The organism is uncultured Aliivibrio sp., assembly GCF_946479765.1.
Lineage (GTDB): Bacteria > Pseudomonadota > Gammaproteobacteria > Enterobacterales > Vibrionaceae > Aliivibrio.
The window spans coordinates 39,721-57,495 of the sequence record NZ_CAMLHO010000008.1 but is presented as its reverse complement, the minus strand read 5'-3'; the positions used below and the strand labels follow the sequence as shown (position 1 = coordinate 57,495).

The window sequence follows — 17,775 nt, the reverse complement described above, 5'->3', positions numbered from 1 at the left end:
GTGTTTCCTCTATTTTCTTTAATTTAAAAGCTAAAAATAGCTGCCACAACATTGGACAGCTACCCGTAAATCCTATTACTTTTCGAATTCACCGCGGGCATTTTCGCCTGCTGCTTTAACAAAACCTTCAAATAATGGGTGTCCATCACGAGGTGTTGATGTGAATTCAGGGTGGAATTGAGCAGCCACAAACCATGGGTGGTTAGGGATTTCAATTATCTCCACAAGCTTCTTATCAGCAGATAAGCCAGAGATCTTAAGACCGGCTTTTTCAAGCTGCGGAAGTAAATTATTATTTACCTCATAGCGGTGACGATGACGCTCTTCAACTGTTGCGTTACCGTAAAGCTCACGAGCTTTAGAGCCTTTAGCAAGGTGACATAGCTGAGAACCAAGGCGCATTGTACCGCCTAAATCTGATGTCTCAGTACGTTCTTCTACTTTACCATCGCCATCAATCCACTCAGTGATTAGACCAACAACAGGGAATTTCGTGTCTTTAGAGAATTCAGAAGAGTGAGCCCCTTCCATATTAGCAACGTTACGCGCATATTCAATTAGCGCAACTTGCATACCCAGACAGATCCCTAAATATGGTACTTCATTTTCACGAGCGTATTGAGCAGCAAGGATCTTACCTTCAATACCACGGTCACCAAAACCACCAGGAACTAGAATTGCATCCAGACCTTCTAGGATTTCAGTGCCTTTAGATTCAACATCTTGCGAATCTATATATTTAATTGTGACGCTCAAGCGATTTTTCAAGCCCGCATGTTTTAATGCTTCGTTTACTGACTTGTAAGCATCTGGTAATTCAGTGTATTTACCAACCATACCGATAGTAACTTCACCGGTTGGGTTCGCTTCTTCATAAATTACTTGTTCCCACTCAGAAAGATCAGCTGCAGGAGCTGTAATACCAAAACGTTGACATACTAAATCATCAGTACCTTGCGCTCGGATCAATTGTGGGATTTTGTAGATTGAATCTACGTCTTTCATTGAGATAACTGCTTTTTCTTGTACGTTACAGAAAAGAGCAATTTTCTTACGTTCGTTTGCTGGAATAACACGATCAGAACGACAAACTAAGATATCTGGTTGGATACCAATAGACAGTAGCTCTTTTACTGAGTGTTGAGTCGGCTTAGTTTTAAGCTCGCCTGCTGCAACTAAGTAAGGAACAAGTGTTAAGTGCATAAACATTGTGTGTTCACGACCTAGCTCAACCGCTAGTTGACGAATCGCTTCCATGAATGGTAGAGATTCAATATCACCAACAGTGCCACCAACTTCAACGAGTGCGATGTCATGGCCTGCAGCGCCAGAAATAACACGTTCTTTAATCGCATTCGTAATATGAGGGATAACTTGGATTGTTGCACCTAAGTAATCACCACGACGTTCTTTACGTAGAACATCTGCGTATACTCGACCAGCAGTAAAGTTATTACGCTTAGTCATTTTGGTGCGGATGAAGCGCTCGTAGTGACCTAAATCTAGATCAGTTTCTGCGCCGTCTTCCGTGACGAATACTTCACCGTGTTGAGTTGGGCTCATTGTGCCCGGATCAACGTTGATGTATGGGTCAAGCTTCATCATAGTGACTTTTAAGCCACGAGCTTCAAGAATAGCTGCTAATGATGCTGCTGCAATACCTTTACCTAGTGAGGATACAACCCCGCCAGTTACAAAAATGTAATTCGTCGTCATACGTTACCTGAAATTGGTGTAATGAGGAATAAAATGGATATTATCTGGACGGGAAATGAATATACCAGAACCGCTTTATCGCCACAACGTGAAAAGTATCACAGTTAATTGATTTATTTTTTGCTCCAAATCAATTCCGCTCGCTTCGCTTCACATTTTCCCATTCTGAGTCTAGTTCATTTAAATCACATTGTTGTATTTTTTTATTCTTTTTGGCGACGTTCGCTTCAATTTGACGAAAACGGCGCTCAAATTTATCATTTGCTTTACACAATGCTTGCTCAGGATTTTTTCCTAAATGACGAGAAAAATTTACAGTAGCAAAAAGTAAATCGCCCAATTCTTCTTCAAGCTTCTTTTCATCCCTTGGGATTTTGAACGCCTCTTCAAGTACCTCTGCGACCTCTTCATTCACTTTATCCGCAACCGGTTGCAGCTCATCCCAATCAAAACCAACTTTAGCACACTGCTTCTGGATTTTATTTGCTCGTAATAACCCCGGTAACGCTGTAGGAATTGAATCTAAGATACTTTCTTGCTGCGGCTTACCCTCTTCTAATCCTTCCTTATCTCGATGCTCTTGCTGCTTCACTTTATCCCAATTGGCGGTTATTTCTTCTTCTGATGAGAACACGTCATCCCCAAACACATGAGGGTGCCTACGAACTAGCTTTTCATTTAACGTCTCAAGTACATCATTAAAATCAAACAACTGCTCTTCTTTGGCAATTTGAGAATAGAAAATCACTTGAAACAATAAATCGCCTAACTCTTCTTTTAAATTACTCCAATCCTTTTTATGGATCGCATCCACCACTTCATAGGTCTCTTCTATTGTATGAGGAATAATAGAGTCAAACGTCTGTTTTTTATCCCATGGGCAACCTGATTCTTTGTCACGTAATTGCGCCATAATGGAAAGTAACTGTTCAAGATTATTTGAGCTTGTCATAGATTTACCTGCGATTAAAAACAAAAAAAGCGATGACCATTATAGTCATCGCTTTTTAAAAAATCATTCACCTTAAATAAGAAGGCTTTCTATTATCTTAGCCTAATAAGCTCATTGCCATGTTTGGTGCTTGTTTTGCTTGTGCAAGAATTGACGAGCTTGATTGACTTAAAATTTGCGTCTTAGTTAAGTTTGTTGTTTCTTTCGCAAAATCTGTGTCTTTAATTTGGCTATTAGAATCAGTGATATTTTCGTTAATGTTTGTTAGGTTTTTAACCGCGCTTTCAAAACGGTTTTGGAAAGCACCTAATGAAGCACGATTACCATCAACGTATTCTAGTGCAGCATCAATAACATCAATTGAACGCTGTGCGCCACCAACAGTAGTCAAACTCATTGAAGCAACCGTGTCGTCTGACTCGCCACCCATTTTTAATTCATTTGCTAGCGAACCATTGAACTCTAATGGTGAAGAGATTGTTTCACCTGACATGAATACTTGAAGCACGCCATCTTCAGTAACCGAAGCGCTTAGCTCGTTTGTCTGGCCATTAATGTAAGTCGCTAACTCTTCAATATCATCACCCGATTTTGCTGAGATGTTGATTTCTTGAGGGTTACCACTCTTATCATTGTATGTCACATTGAATTGCGTATTTTCTTTACCCACAGTCCAGTTGATATCACGACCTTCTTCTGCAAAGTAAGATTTGCCACCCATTGTTGATTCATCAGCACGCATGCTGTTTAGTGTCATTGCCACTGCTTCACCTGAATCAGCACCAATTTGGAAAGATTTTGTACCAAACTCACCGTTAATTAAGCGAGTGCCACCAAAAGATGTAGTCTCTGCAATACGGTTCAGTTCATCAGTTAATGAACTTGCTTCTTCTTGCATTGCTTGGCGATCAGCATCAGTATTTGAGCCGTTTGAAGATTGTAGTGATAAGTCACGTAAACGTTGAAGTACGTTTGTTGTTTCTTTCATTGCGCCTTCAGCCGTTTGTGCCATTGACATACCCTCATTGGCATTTCGAACAGCTACGTCCAAGCCACGAGTTTGTGCTGTCATACGATTTGAAATTTGCAGACCAGAAGCATCATCAGCAGCGCTGTTGATTTTTGAACCTGAAGACAATTTCTCCATTGAATCAGTTTGAGCAGCAGTTGCATTATTCATGTAACGTTGTGCTGTCATTGCTGAGATGTTTGTATTTACTGAAATTGACATAATGTGTGCTCCGGTCGGCTTCATTTATTGTTATAGGATAAGAAGCCTATAATTCATCGTTGATACATTTATTTACGGCCTGACATTTTAAAACTTGAGATTTTTTTTCAAAAAAAAACCGAATGTTATAAATAACATTCGGTTTTTAAATGTATTTTTGTTATTAATCAACAACTTAAAATAAAAGTTATTCGTTTATTTTATTACGATAATCGTATCGCTTCTATTACGTCTTTTACTTGCTCCACACGTGTTAGCAATCGACCAAGAATATCTGCGTTAAAAACCTCAAGATCAAAATCCATGATCGTCAGTTGTTTTTTATGATCATTACGACTTTTCATCCCTGATACTTTTACTTTTTCATTGGCAAACAAACTAGTTAGATCTTTTAATAAACCTGAACGGTCCATTGCTGTAATACGCAATGTTAAGATGTACGACCCGGCGAAACCACTGCCCCATACCGTATCTATTATACGTTCTGACGCATGATGGCGCAGTTCATTAAGTTGGTCACAATCGCTGCGGTGTACTGAAATACCACGCCCTTGAGTAATATAACCTGAAATTGGATCTCCAGGGATCGGCTGACAACAACGGGCAAGATGGGTCATTAAATTATCAACCCCTTCCACCACCACGGCATCATTACGTTTCTTATTTTGAAGTTGAGCTTGTGCTTGTGCTTTGGCTTCCGACTCTTGCAGTTGCGCTAATGCTTTTTGATCTTCTTGTTCTGCTGTTGGTTTATTGATTAACGCATTAATATGATTAATCACTTGGTTAATCCGAAGATCACCACTACCCACACCAGCAAATAACTCATCGGTTGAATTAACATTAAAACGCTTCAACGCATATCGCTCAGCATCTTTTAATGTGCCTCCAATTTTTGCTAGTTCAACTTCTAGGATCTCTTTACCTGCATCAAGGTTCTTCTCTCGGCTCTGTTTTCTAAACCACGCATTGATCTTTGCACGAGCACGACCTGAATTAACAAAGCCTAATGTTGGATTTAACCAATCTCGCGATGGATTCGGTTCTTTCTGGGTAATGATCTCTACCTGATCACCCATGGTTAGCTGATGCGTAAATGGAACGATTCGCCCTGCTACTTTTGCACCTATACAACGATGACCTACTTCTGAGTGAATATGGTAGGCAAAATCTAATGGTGTTGCACCCATAGGTAGATCAATCACATCACCACGCGGGGTAAAGGCATAAACTCGGTCATCAAATACTTGGCTTCGCAATTCATCCAGCATTTCACCAGAGTCTGACATCTCTTCTTGCCAATCAAGCAGTTTACGTAACCAAGTGATTTTTTCATCGTAACCACTGCGGCTGTTGCTCGATGCGCCCTCCTTGTACTTCCAGTGTGCAGCAACCCCTAACTCGGAGTCTTCGTGCATATCCTTGGTTCGGATCTGGATCTCAATAGTTTTCCCTTCAGGGCCCAATACGACAGTATGTATCGATTGGTAACCATTAGGTTTTGGGTTTGCGACGTAATCATCAAACTCACTTGGTAAGTGCTTAAATTTAGTGTGCACAACCCCAAGAGCGGCATAACAATCTTGCAGTTTGTCAGCAATAATACGAACGGCACGCACATCAAATAGCTCATCAAATGCCAAGCTTTTTTTCTGCATTTTACGCCAAATGCTGTAGATGTGTTTTGGACGCCCACTCACTTCTGCATTGATGTTGTATCCTGCCATTTCATCACTTAAACCAGTGACAAAATCGTCGATGTATTGCTCACGAACAATGCGTCTCTCTGACAATTGCTTAGCGATTTTTTTATAGGTATCTGGATGCTGATAACGGAAAGAGTAATCTTCTATTTCCCATTTTAACTGTCCAATACCTAAACGGTTCGCCAATGGTGCGTATAAGTTATTACACTCTTTAGCTGCCGCTCGACGGATTTCGTCTGATTCATTTTTCACTTCACGTAGATTACAAATACGCTCCGCTAATTTAATAATCACACAGCGGAAGTCATCCACCATAGCAAGTAGCATTCGACGAATGTTATCCACTTGAGAAGAGGTTGATTCTGCATCAACAGAGGCATTTAGTTGACCAATCGCGTCCATCTCTTCAACGCCATCGATCAATTTTTCAATTTCTTTATTGTAATTCTCAGTTAACGCTTCTCTGTCTAGAACACCAGATGAAACCAAAGGGAATAACTGAGCAGCAATAAGTGTTGGCTTGTCCATACTTAAGGTGATCAAAATTTCGATCATCTCACGTCCACGCCATAGCAAGAGCTGTCCTTCTTTATGAGAAGCAACTAGCTCTTCACATTGCTTATACACCTCTGTCAGTTTTTTTGAGGTGTTTTTATCTTGTTCAAGGCTGGTGATCCATTCACCTAACTCGAACTCTTCATTTTCCTTAAGATGTGCTCCGCGAACTGCGACCATGTCCGTTTCCTATAATCCAATTTTATAATGATTCTTTTGACTCCATTGAGCGCACTGGTATTCAGTTATCGCTCAAACAATGCCATAGATTCTAAATGTCCTGTGTGTGGGAACATATCAAGCATACCTAGCCTAGTAAGCTTGTAACCGTGTTGAATAAGTAATTGGCTATCGCGTGCAAGTGTTGCTGGGTTGCACGATACATAAACCACGGTTTGAGGCTTCAATTTTGCCACAGTTTGCATCACTCCTGCAGCCCCCGCTCTAGCGGGATCAAGTAAAATCTTTGTAAACTTTGTGCTAGCCCACATTTGCGTATCAATATGCTCTTCTAAATTCGCTTGATGGAAGGTGACATTATCTAACTCATTTCTTTTTGCATTCGATTGAGCACGTTGAACCATTTCATCCACGCCTTCAATACCAACAACCGTTTGTACTTTTTTCGCCAGAGGTAAACTGAAGTTACCCAAGCCACAGAATAGGTCAAGTACACGGTCATCAGCCTTAAGACCTAACCAATTTAGCGTCTGATGTACCATGCTTTCGTTAATTGATGCGTTCACCTGAATGAAGTCTTTCGGTGTAAAATAAATTTTCACGCCATCAATCACATAATACGGTTCTTCTCCATGTACATGATTCAATACATCGGATTCTGGCATTAGGTATAGGATCAAATCACGCGCTTCACAATAGCTAAATAATGCTTGACGATCTTTTTCAGTAAAGTCAGCCATGTGGCGTATCAGTAATACGCTGCCATTATCTGCTTGCACTAACTCTACATGCCCTAGGTGTTTCTTACCTTTCATCTGATTAAGTAGGGTATATAGCGATTCTAAATGTTGATCCAGTTCATTAACCAGTACTGGACAATGACGAACATTCACAATGGCTTTACTTTGTTTTTTGCGGAAACCGAAATCAAGTTGATGAGTTTGTTTGTTTACCATTAAGCTAATGCGTGCTCGACGACGATAGCTCTGCTCACCAGCCACAATAGGGGTAACCATTTCACAGCACTCAACACCCTGTTTTTGCATTAACTCTTGTAGCTTGTTATTTTTAGCCAGTACTTGTTCGTCATGCTGTAGGTGCTGTAAGTTACAACCACCACATTCATGATAATGCTGACAAATTGGATCTTGGCGTTTACTGCTCTTTTGCGTCAACTTAATTAAAGTGGCACGAGAATATTGTTTTTTCTGTTCGATAAATTGAATAATTGTTTTTTCTTCAGGTAAAGCACCTTCGATAAACACTGGCTTCTTATCCACAAAAGCGATACCTGCACCGTTATGATCTAATCGAACCACATCAACCGATTGATGCTTAGTGTTTATTGAAGCTTTCTTTTTTGCTTTGAAGAATTGAGCCATGATTATTGCCTGATTTACCAAAATTAGCGTCATTATACCGAAACAGCATTAAGATGCAGTCTTGATTAGTCATTCATTTACGTTTTAGCTTACGATTTGGACAGAGAATAATTGAGCTTATTCCCTAACTTGATTAAGCTACGCACTCAAGGAAGCTAATTAGAACGAATTAATATGACAAAATACGGTTTACGCGCACGAGTCATCACTCTTACATTAGCGCCAACATTAATCATCGGTTTACTGCTTAGTGGTTTCTTTACCATGAATCGATATAATGATTTGGAAGATCAACTTATTTCTAGTGGCATGAGTATTATCGAGCCATTGGCAATTTCGAGTGAGTACGGCATGACAGGTAAAAACCGAGAAGCGGTTCGTCGGTTGATCAGTTACGCGCATCGAAAACATTCTAAAATTGTTCGCAGTATTGCCGTATTTGATGAACATCATGAATTGTTTGTTACCTCTAACTTCCATCCTAATTTTGAAAGCCTTACGTTCCCAAAAGATAAGCCGATCCCTCTATTACTTAATATCTCCTTTCAAGGTGAGTCTTTAATATTACGAACGCCGATCCTTCCTGAAGGCCAGTTTTCTGTAAATTTTGATTCCTCTCATATGAATGAACCCTTGGGCTATATTGCTATTGAATTGGATTTATCCAGTTTACGATTACAGCAATATCAAGAAATATTCTCAGCCTTAATTGTTCTTTTCCTTGGTCTAAGTTTATCGGGTGTTTTTGCCTATCGCTTAATGCAAGATGTAACACAACCTATTTCACACATGGTAAGCGTGGTTGACCGTATTCGCCGCGGCCACTTGAATGTGCGTATAGAGAATACATTACATGGAGAACTAGATACGCTTAAAAATGGTATCAATGCCATGGCGATTTCTTTGTCTGAATATCATGTAGAGATGCAACAAAGTATCGACCAAGCCACTTCTGATTTGCGGGAAACCTTAGAACAGCTAGAGATCCAAAACGTAGAATTAGATATTGCTAAAAAACGCGCACAAGAAGCCGCTCGAGTTAAATCAGAGTTCTTAGCAAACATGTCGCACGAACTAAGAACACCATTAAATGGGGTGATTGGCTTTACTCGTCAAATGCTAAAAACGTCACTATCTAATAATCAAACAGATTACCTACAAACCATTGAACGTTCAGCCAATAACTTATTAACTATCATTAATGACATTCTTGATTTCTCTAAACTTGAAGCAGGTAAGTTATTGCTTGAAAATTTACCGTTTAATTTTCAAGACAGCCTTGATGAGATGGTTAGCCTTCTAGCACCAAGTGCTCATGAGAAAGGGTTAGAGATCACTCTTAAAATTGACCCGCGTGTTCCCTCTGGATTAATTGGCGACCCACTACGTATCCAACAGGTGCTAAATAACTTGGTTGGTAACTCTATTAAATTTACTGAGAAAGGCAATATCGATATTTCAGTTGAGCTAAAACATCTTCATGATGATAGTATCGAACTTCAATTTGTCGTACGAGATACGGGTATTGGGATTTCTGAACGCCAACAAGCACAACTTTTCCAAGCCTTCAGTCAAGCTGATGCCAGTATTTCACGACGTTATGGAGGTACTGGTTTAGGCTTGGTTATCACACAAAAATTGGTCGCTCAAATGGGAGGTGACATTGGGTTAAACAGCCGTTTACACCAAGGTTCGACCTTCTGGTTTACAATTAAAATGAACTCGACTGAACTCCCGATGATTGATGAAATTGATGTCTCTCAACTGGAAAGTAAAAGGTTATTATTAATCGAACCAAACATGCAATCTGCCTCTATTCTACAAAAACAATTAATCCATCATGGTATGTTTGTTACTTATAGCTCTACATTACCTGGCACAATAGAACCACATGATTTTGCTCTGATCAGCTTAAGTTCGACCTCAAAACCGACCACTGAATCATTACAAACCATATCAGAAAAATTAATTCCTTACTGTCCAACTGTCATTGTTGGCTTACCAAGTACTGAACTTGCCCTGACTGAAGAACTTAATCAGCACTCAACAATTACGTGTTTATCTAAGCCATTCGCTAAGAAAAAACTGTTGGATGCATTACTTATTTCGACTCAATCTGAAGCTACCCCTGCTCTTCCTAATTTAATGGCGTCGCATGTTCCTCTCCCTCAACGATTACCAATTAAAGTGATGGCAGTAGATGATAACCCAGCCAATCTCAAACTTATTTCTGCGCTTTTGTATGAGCAAGTTGAAACGGTTGTTACGTGTGAAAATGGTATCGACGCAGTCCAACAAGCCACAGAGCAAAAGTTTGATATTATTTTAATGGATATCCAAATGCCGAAAATGGATGGCGTTATGGCTTGCCAGGAGATCCGTAAAACACTGTTGAATGCACAAACTCCTATTGTTGCTGTAACTGCTCATGCAATGGCTGGTGAGCGAGAACGACTGATTAATGAAGGGATGGATGATTATTTAACAAAACCGATTGAAGAGCATGTTCTTCAACAAGTCATTATTCATTGGAGTCCATTAACAGAAATAACTGATGCTAAAAAAATAAACATTTTACCTAATATAGTTCCAGAACCTCACATTGAAAAAACAACAAGTAATGATCCGGGAAGTATCGATTGGGGGGCGGCATTAAAACAATCCGCTGGGAAAGAAGACCTCGCCAAAGAGATGCTGAAAATGTTGGTGGAATTTATTCCCGAAGTTGATGGTTGGATTGAAAAAGCTCTTGAGGGTAATTCTTCAACTGAAGAGCTTTGCCTGCACATACATAAACTGCATGGCAGTAGCTCGTATTGTGGTGTTCCACGATTAAAACAACTGTGTAATTTACTCGAAACTGCATTACGACAAGATCAATCGATAGAGGATATCGAACCTGAACTGTTTGAACTTCAAGATGAAATGAAAAAAGTGACCAAAGCGGCACAACGAATAATAAACTAATCAATTAGCGTATAAATAAACACAAACTTAGATACGACATATAACTAAGACTCAAAGATAACGGTGGCTACCGCATAATGCCGCTCATCAGAGATAGTAAGGTGTGTATGTACGATATCACGGGCCATAGAAAGCTCAAGCGCCTTACCTGATAGTATTAAGAAGGGTTTACCATTTTCATCATTAGAAATAGTAAAATCATGGAAGGTAACACCATGAGCGATGCCGGTGCCAAGCGCTTTAGAGGCAGCTTCTTTTGCTGCAAAACGTTTAGCTAAAAAACGTCCTTTTTGCTTTAAGGTTTGATATTTTTCAAATTCAGATACGCTCAAGATGCGCTCAGCGAACGTATCTCCTGAACGAGAAAGGGCTTTTTCTACCCTTTCTATTTCAGCGATATCAGTCCCAATACCTATAATTGCCATTACTTACGAGCACCAAGCATAATACGGTGCATATCCGAAACCGCTTTTTCTAAACCATCAAACACTGCTCGCCCCATAATAGAGTGACCGATGTTTAATTCATAGATTTCTGGTAGAGCAGCAATCGCTTCAACGTTATGATATGTCAAACCGTGACCAGCATTAACAATTAAACCTTTAGATACAGCATAACTTGCACCTGCCGCAATTTTTTTCAATTCGCCTTGTTGCGCTTCTTCTGTCTCGGCATCCGCATACGCACCAGTATGAAGTTCAATAAATGGAGCTCCGCACTCAACAGCAGCATCGATCTGATCTTTATCGGCATCAATAAACAGAGACACTTTAATTCCTGCTTTTGATAGCGTTTGAGTTGCTGTTTTTACTTTCTCAAGTTGACCAACAACATTCAGACCACCTTCAGTGGTTAACTCTTCACGCTTTTCTGGCACAAGACAAACAAACTCAGGTTGTGTTTCTAATGCAATAGCGATCATTTCATCCGTCACTGCCATTTCTAAATTCATTCGTGTTTGCAGCGTTTCACGTAAAATTCGCACATCACGATCTTTTATATGACGACGGTCTTCACGTAGATGAATCGTAATACCGGCAGCGCCTGCACGCTCTGCAATTTCAGCAGCGTGCACTGGATCTGGGTATTTAGTCCCTCTTGCATTACGAAGAGTGGCTACGTGATCGATATTGACACCAAGTAAAATTGAACTCATTTTAGAATACTCCTTGTTCTTGGAAGAAACAGTTCCCTACTTTTTAGGGGCTTACCGCCAAGATACGGCTTTAAGGCTATACGTGTAAAGCGTTTTGCCGCTTTTAATTGCTCTGGTGTTATAAATCGACGCTCACTGATAGCGATAAGTTCATCACCTTTGAAGCTCATTAACGGGTCATGACGAATGGATGCCATAAAACCTTGTTGCTCACGGTAGCGATAGGTCATTTCTGGAGAAACAACTTCACCACTCCCAGAACAATGTAAAAAATCGACGCCATAACCTAATGAAGACAATAAGGCCAATTCAAAACGACGCAAGGCAGGTTCTGGATTTTTAGTCTGAGCAAGTTCAGTTAATACGGTGAGATAATCGAGAAAGAGTGCGGGATAAGGCGTTTCTTGTTCAATCACGCGCACCACTAATTCGTTAATGTACATGGCTGAATATAAGTTTATGCCAGTGAGCGGGATAGCCAAACTGATGCTTTCAGCCTGACGCAGTGTTCGCATGGACCCTTTTCCTGACCACTTCATTAGTAATGGAGTAAACGCTTGCAATACACCTTTTAGATTGGATCGCTTACTTCGTGCGCCTTTGGATATAATAGATAAACGACCATATTCTTCGCTAAACACATCTAAGATTAGACTGCTTTCACTATACGGTCTACGGTGCAGGACAAAACAGCGTTGTAAGCCTTCTTCCACGTTTTTTACCTATAAATAAGATGAACTATACACTTCGCTAACGATAAAGCTTCGCTTCTAGAGACTATAAAAGATGCCTTATGCTATAACAAAAAAATCCCAAACAACTTAAAGGTATTCACTTCAGTTATTCGGGATCCAGCTCTAGCTTTTATCGTTTCTAGTTTCTAGAAATTACAAATCGTCGATGTAACCTAGAGAACGAAGTGCTCGCTCATCATCAGCCCAACCAGATTTAACTTTAACCCAAAGCTCTAAATACACTTTGCGGTCAAACAAGCCTTCCATATCAATACGTGCTTCACGACCAATTACTTTGATCTTTTCACCGTTCTTACCAACAACCATTTTCTTTTGACCAAGACGCTCAACAAGAATTAGGCCGTTAATATGAAAACCATCCATTTTTGGGTTGTAATCAAAACGCTCGATCTCAACGGTTACTGAATACGGCAGTTCTTCACCCGTAAAGCGCATAAGCTTTTCACGAATAATTTCTGATGCCATAAAACGTTGCGAACGGTCAGTTACGTATTCTTCAGGAAAGTGATGCACCGCTTTTGGTAAATGTTCACGAACTAGTTTTTGAACAATATCAACATTAGACCCTGATTTCGCTGAAATTGGCACAACATCAACAAAGTCCATTTTTTCAGTCATTGTTTGAAGATGAGCCATAACGTCATTTTTATCTTTAACGTTATCTACTTTGTTTACTAATAAAACCGTAGGGAATCCAGCTTTTCTCAGCTTATTCAATACCATTTCATCGTCTGGTGTCCAGTGAGTACCATCTACCAAGAATAAAACCAAGTTAACATCACTTAATGATGAGCTTGCTGCACGGTTCATTAAACGGTTAATCGCACGCTTTTCTTCAATATGAAGACCTGGCGTATCAATATAAATCGCTTGATAATCCCCTTCCGTATCAACACCCATAATGCGGTGACGAGTCGTTTGAGGTTTACGAGATGTAATCGAAATCTTCTGCCCCAATATTTGGTTTAGAAGTGTTGATTTACCTACGTTTGGACGACCAACGATAGCAATAAAGCCACAGTGCTGATTGTCGCTAGATTCTGTTTTAGCTTCTGATGAGAAGTACGCATCTAGATCGAATTCTTTGTCATCTGACATTAGTTTACTTGTCCTAATGCTATGTCAGCAGCCGACTGTTCTGCCTTGCGGCGGCTACTTCCTTTGCCGATAACAGGCTTATCCAAGCCTGCTACGATACATTCAATAGTGAACTCTTGGTTGTGAGCTTCACCTTTAATTTTTGTCACAGTGTACGTTGGTAACGGCTTACGACGACCTTGTAGGTATTCTTGAAGACGTGTTTTTGGATCTTTTTGAGAGATACCTGGTTCAATCGAATCTAAGCGTGTTTTGTACCATGCTAAAATAATTCGACGAATCACTTCGGTATCACTATCAAGATAAATACCACCAATAATCGCTTCAACCGCATCGGCTAAAATTGAATCACGGCGGAAACCACCACTTTTCAATTCACCAGGACCTAAGAATAGGTAATCACCCAGTTGGAATTCACGACCTAATTCAGCCAATGTATGACCACGAACAAGAGTTGCTCGCATACGGCTCATATCACCTTCATCCACTTTAGGGAAGCGGTGATATAACTCATCTGCAACAACAAAACTCAAAATTGAATCACCTAAAAACTCTAAGCGCTCATTATGAGTACCATTAGCACTACGGTGAGTCAGTGCTAATTTTAAAAAGTTTTCATCGTTAAATTGATAGCCAATTTTCTTTTCTAAGCGTTGTAATGAAGAATTCATAATCTTTCAATCAGTCTATGCCACCGATGCGGTTAAAACGCACACCAGTAGGAATAAAGGAAGGCAGCACACTATCGCTACCACGTTCAAATTCAAAGCTGATCCAGATCCCGACCGCTTTGCCAACAAGATTCGCTTCTGGAACAAAACCCCAATAACGACTGTCAGCACTGTTGTCACGATTATCGCCCATCACAAAGTAGTTACCTTCTGGAACAACCCATTCATTATAGCCTGGTCGTGGTTGATACATCGACACACGATCAGACCTCATAGGGTTAACCAAAATATCATGCGTAGTATCGCTTGCTAACTGCTCAGTATATTGAACTAAGTTAGTGCGATCTGGCATAAATTCACTGTCTTTCATGTTCGTTAACGGGATGATATTACACTTGCTCTCACCTTTTTGTTTAACACAAATTTGCTTAGCAGAGCTATAGGTAACGGTATCACCAGGTTCACCAACTACACGTTTAATATAGTCGATATTTGGTTGTGGTGGGTATTTAAAAACAACAATATCACCACGTTCAGGTTTACCTACGTCTACAAGTTGTGAGCGCCAAACAGGGTCTTTAATTCCATAAGAGAATTTTTCAACCAAGATAAAATCACCGACTAAAAGCGTCGGCATCATCGAACCGGATGGGATCTGGAACGGCTCATAAATAAATGAGCGCAACACTAAAACAAGGCCAATCACTGGAAAAATAGAAACAGACTGTTCTATCCATGCCGGTTGAGGAGCGACTTTTTCAAGTGTTGCTTCATCAACTTGTCCATTCACTTGATCACGCGCAGCTGCAATTTTTTGTTTGCGCTTTGGTGCCAAGACGAATTTATCAATAGTCCAAATAACACCAGTAAACAGTGTTACTAAAACTAAAATCAGTGAAAAAGTGTTAGCCATTACATTCCCTTAAGTTATTAAGTGTTGCATAACAAAGAAAGCGAAGACCATTGATCATCGCTTTCTTTGAGCTGTAATAAAGCGTCATTTACGTCGTTCTGATAAATCAGAAGTTATAAATTAATCTTTACCTACATGAAGAATCGCAAGGAAAGCTTCTTGAGGTAATTCAACATTACCAATCTGCTTCATGCGTTTCTTACCGTCTTTTTGCTTCTTCAACAGTTTTTTCTTACGGCTAATATCGCCACCGTAACATTTTGCGATTACGTTTTTACGTAACTGCTTAACGGTTGAACGCGCAATAATGTGCCCACCAATTGCCGCTTGAATTGCAATATCAAACATTTGACGAGGGATGAATTCTTTCATCTTCTCAACAAGTAAGCGACCACGACCTTGTGCATTATCATGGTGAGTAATGATAGCAAGAGCATCAACTCTTTCACCATTAATCAATACGTCAACACGAACCATATTAGAAAGTTCATAACGTTGGAAGTTGTAATCTAATGATGCATAACCACGAGATGTGGACTTTAAACGGTCAAAGAAATCTAACACTACTTCAGACATTGGAATGTCATAAGTTAATGCCACTTGATTTCCATGATAAATCATATCGACTTGAGTACCACGTTTTTCAATACATAGGCTAATTACATTACCTAAATAATCCGCAGGCACTAAGATATTACAACGAGCAATTGGTTCACGAATTTCGTCTAAATCGTTCACTGCTGGCAATTTTGCAGGGCTATCTACGTACAGTAAATCGCCATTATTCAACACAACTTCGTAAACTACCGTTGGTGCTGTTGTAATCAGATCAAGATCGTATTCACGCTCTAAACGCTCCTGAATGATTTCCATATGTAGCATACCAAGGAAGCCACAACGGAAACCAAAACCAAGCGCTGAAGAACTTTCTGGTTCATAGAAAAGAGACGCATCATTTAAGCTTAATTTACCCAGTGCATCACGGAAATTTTCATAATCATCCGATGAAATAGGGAATAAACCAGCATATACCTGTGGTTTCACTTTTTTGAAACCAGGTAAGCGCTCTTCACAGCCACCTTTAGCGTGAGTTAATGTATCACCCACTGGTGCGCCTAAAATATCTTTAATACCACAAACAACCCAGCCTACTTCACCGGTGTTTAATCCATCAGTATCCACTTGTTTTGGTGTGAAGATACCAATGCGGTCAACATTCCATGATTGGCCAGTGCTCATTACTTTAATTTTGTCATTTTTCTTTAGTGAGCCATGCTTAACTCGAACCAAAGAAACAACACCTAAATAGTTATCAAACCATGAGTCAATGATCAACGCTTGAGTTGGACCTTCTGGATTGCCTTCTGGTGCTGGAATACATTTTACAATCGTTTCAAGAACGGCATCAACACCTAAACCAGTCTTTGCAGAGCAGCGTGTCGCCTCCATCGCTTCAATACCAACGATGTCTTCAATTTCTTCTGCTACACGATCTGGATCAGCCGCTGGTAAATCAATCTTATTCAAGATTGGAACCACTTCTAAATCCATTTCAAGAGCGGTATAACAGTTTGCTAGAGTTTGAGCTTCTACACCCTGACCCGCATCAACCACCAATAATGCGCCTTCACAAGCAGCAAGTGAACGTGATACTTCGTATGAGAAATCAACATGTCCTGGTGTATCGATGAAATTTAGTTGATAAGTTTCACCATCGTTCGCCGTGTAGTTTAGAGTCACACTCTGGGCTTTAATAGTGATACCACGTTCACGTTCTAGATCCATTGAATCAAGAACTTGTGCTGCCATTTCACGGTCTGACAGGCCACCACAAATTTGGATAAGGCGGTCAGATAGTGTTGATTTACCGTGATCGATATGGGCAATAATAGAAAAATTACGAATATGCTTCATGAATGACGTGACAAACTCAATTAGTTAATGGGATTGGATCGTGAGATCAAGTAATGGGATTCTACCCAATTTCCTAGCAAGTCGCTATCTTATCCTGCGGCATTTACTGAGATAGTGTCAGAAATCGGTTCACCAAGGACTCGGACTAGGCTAACTTGTTGTTCTGTGTTCTGTTCAATACGATGAGAAAGGCGTTTCGCAATAAAATAACCTCCCCATGCAGAAAGCGCAGCAATGGTAATGGTTGTCACTTCACCAATGCCAATTAATGGGGAGATTAACCAGTCAGAGATTAATGCACCAAACAAAAGAAAAAGCAAAGGAACCAAATAAACAATGGCAGCAGATTGCAGTAAATTCTTTTCTGGTAGCCCTATTTCAACCATTTGGCCTACCGTTAGTTTCTTATCCGTATGGAAAGCCCAGTGATGAACTTTTCCAGGAAGTACTTTAGATACAATACCGGTTCCACATGAGTCTTTAGACGAGCAATGGTTACAGCTGCTTTTTTGTTGGCAACCAACGACAACAATATCGTCTTGAATATCAAGTACTGTTGCAAGTGCTGTCATCATAAGA

General features: G+C 40.1%; 14 protein-coding genes. 1 reads left to right on the top strand and 13 read right to left on the bottom strand.

Features of this window, described 5'->3' with window-relative positions:
- Positions 1 to 75 precede the first annotated feature (75 nt).
- The 5 genes from Q1K78_RS05230 to rlmD form a co-directional block, all read right to left on the bottom strand.
- Positions 76 to 1,716 carry a CTP synthase gene (locus Q1K78_RS05230; protein WP_300175140.1) on the bottom strand — a complete coding sequence of 547 codons (1,641 nt, stop codon included), beginning with the start codon at positions 1,714 to 1,716 and terminating at the stop codon, positions 76 to 78.
- A gap of 130 nt (positions 1,717 to 1,846) precedes the next feature.
- On the bottom strand, positions 1,847 to 2,668 hold the full coding sequence (gene mazG / locus Q1K78_RS05225) for a nucleoside triphosphate pyrophosphohydrolase (RefSeq protein ID WP_300175138.1): 822 nt from the start codon (positions 2,666 to 2,668) through the stop codon (positions 1,847 to 1,849).
- Between the two features lie 97 nt (positions 2,669 to 2,765).
- Positions 2,766 to 3,899 (bottom strand): flagellin, encoded by a 1,134-nt coding sequence (locus Q1K78_RS05220; RefSeq protein ID WP_300175136.1) that lies wholly within the window; start codon positions 3,897 to 3,899, stop codon positions 2,766 to 2,768.
- A 203-nt stretch (positions 3,900 to 4,102) separates the two neighbouring features.
- Entirely contained in the window at positions 4,103 to 6,340 is a 2,238-nt protein-coding gene (gene relA, locus Q1K78_RS05215) for a GTP diphosphokinase (RefSeq protein WP_300175134.1), read from the bottom strand.
- A 65-nt stretch (positions 6,341 to 6,405) separates the two neighbouring features.
- Positions 6,406 to 7,722: a 23S rRNA (uracil(1939)-C(5))-methyltransferase RlmD gene (rlmD, locus tag Q1K78_RS05210; RefSeq protein ID WP_300175132.1), complete on the bottom strand. Its 1,317-nt coding sequence runs from the start codon at positions 7,720 to 7,722 to the stop codon at positions 6,406 to 6,408.
- Positions 7,723 to 7,896: 174 nt separating this feature from the next.
- Between rlmD and barA the strand changes: the two genes are divergently transcribed.
- Positions 7,897 to 10,689: a two-component sensor histidine kinase BarA gene (barA, locus tag Q1K78_RS05205; RefSeq protein WP_300175130.1), complete on the top strand. Its 2,793-nt coding sequence runs from the start codon at positions 7,897 to 7,899 to the stop codon at positions 10,687 to 10,689.
- Between the two features lie 44 nt (positions 10,690 to 10,733).
- Here the strand turns inward: barA and acpS are convergent, their stop codons facing one another.
- The 8 genes from acpS to Q1K78_RS05165 all read right to left on the bottom strand — a co-directional run bounded on the left by acpS (position 10,734) and on the right by Q1K78_RS05165 (position 17,771).
- The gene (gene acpS, locus Q1K78_RS05200) at positions 10,734 to 11,114 is read right to left on the bottom strand and encodes a holo-ACP synthase (protein WP_300175128.1); all 381 of its coding nucleotides are present in this window, start codon (positions 11,112 to 11,114) and stop codon (positions 10,734 to 10,736) included.
- Complete coding sequence (gene pdxJ, locus Q1K78_RS05195) at positions 11,114 to 11,845, bottom strand: pyridoxine 5'-phosphate synthase (protein WP_300175126.1); 732 nt, start codon at positions 11,843 to 11,845, stop codon at positions 11,114 to 11,116. Before pdxJ ends, acpS begins: the two co-directional genes overlap by 1 nt.
- Positions 11,842 to 12,558: a DNA repair protein RecO gene (gene recO, locus Q1K78_RS05190; RefSeq protein WP_300175124.1), complete on the bottom strand. Its 717-nt coding sequence runs from the start codon at positions 12,556 to 12,558 to the stop codon at positions 11,842 to 11,844. The genes pdxJ and recO overlap by 4 nt, the downstream gene beginning before the upstream one ends.
- 174 nt (positions 12,559 to 12,732) lie before the next feature.
- Positions 12,733 to 13,698 carry a GTPase Era gene (era, locus tag Q1K78_RS05185; RefSeq protein WP_300175122.1) on the bottom strand — a complete coding sequence of 322 codons (966 nt, stop codon included), beginning with the start codon at positions 13,696 to 13,698 and terminating at the stop codon, positions 12,733 to 12,735.
- Entirely contained in the window at positions 13,698 to 14,369 is a 672-nt protein-coding gene (gene rnc / locus Q1K78_RS05180; protein WP_300175120.1) for a ribonuclease III, read from the bottom strand. The genes era and rnc overlap by 1 nt, the downstream gene beginning before the upstream one ends.
- A gap of 10 nt (positions 14,370 to 14,379) precedes the next feature.
- Positions 14,380 to 15,282: a signal peptidase I gene (lepB, locus tag Q1K78_RS05175; RefSeq protein WP_300175118.1), complete on the bottom strand. Its 903-nt coding sequence runs from the start codon at positions 15,280 to 15,282 to the stop codon at positions 14,380 to 14,382.
- Positions 15,283 to 15,402: 120 nt separating this feature from the next.
- Positions 15,403 to 17,196 (bottom strand): translation elongation factor 4, encoded by a 1,794-nt coding sequence (gene lepA / locus Q1K78_RS05170; protein WP_300175116.1) that lies wholly within the window; start codon positions 17,194 to 17,196, stop codon positions 15,403 to 15,405.
- An 89-nt stretch (positions 17,197 to 17,285) separates the two neighbouring features.
- The gene (locus tag Q1K78_RS05165) at positions 17,286 to 17,771 is read right to left on the bottom strand and encodes a SoxR reducing system RseC family protein (RefSeq protein WP_300175114.1); all 486 of its coding nucleotides are present in this window, start codon (positions 17,769 to 17,771) and stop codon (positions 17,286 to 17,288) included.
- Positions 17,772 to 17,775 lie beyond the last annotated feature (4 nt).